The 743-nt window shown below is 44.0% G+C and carries 1 protein-coding gene; it reads right to left on the bottom strand.

Translation table 11 applies throughout. The features are described 5' to 3' along the window. Positions 1-134 precede the first annotated feature (134 nt). On the bottom strand, positions 135-743 hold a 609-nt coding region (locus tag PPOP_RS08545), incomplete at its 5' end, for a hypothetical protein (protein WP_006285816.1).

The following is a 743-nucleotide window of genomic DNA, read 5'->3' as shown; positions in this document are numbered from 1 at the left end:
TTTCCAGTTCGGGATCTGGCACGGTTGCTTGCAACAACATCGTCACGACCGTGATCAGACTTACGACAGCCCATAGTTTCTTATCTGTCCCGATTCGGAGCAGCATCATTTTACAGAAATCCCCATTAATCATATTACCCATGTTTTAGCACCCGCCGATAATTGACATAGAATGCGAGTCCGCCCATCCCAAATAGCCCGGCCATCACGAGAAAGAATTCCAGTAAATTATATGTGGCACTGGTCATAAAATTGTACATATTCGTAACTCCGTATTTTCTTACGTCAAATAAATGCTCCATACACACATCATAGGTAACTAAAAGAGCAAACGGGATCAGGTAGACTAAGATGGGTTTGGACAAAAAAGAGGTGATGCCGAGAGCAAAGGCGGCAAAACAAAACCCCAATATAAAATGCATCGCAAACACAATCCATATATAGATATCAGGCGTGTGTGGGAAGAGTTCACTGAACAACCCTTGCGGTTTATAGGTAAATGGATGTAATATGGTATTCCTAGCTGTCAGCGATAAAATGAGGTAATAGATGCATTCGGGAATAAATAGAGCCAGTCCCCCGGCCATACCGTTGGCGATAAGTTTCCGCCAGCGATAGCGCTTTTCTCCGGATCGGATGATGGAAAAATAGTGAAACTTCTGATTCCGTTCGACAACATAGCTGGCGGTGTATGGAAACATAATCGCCAAGATAGCTATCGGTTGCGCCTGAGCATAGCTTTC

This window comes from Paenibacillus popilliae ATCC 14706 (assembly GCF_000315235.1).
Taxonomy (GTDB): domain Bacteria; phylum Bacillota; class Bacilli; order Paenibacillales; family Paenibacillaceae; genus Paenibacillus_B; species Paenibacillus_B popilliae.
Note: the sequence above shows the minus strand (reverse complement) of the source record. Positions and strands in the feature narration are given on the sequence as shown.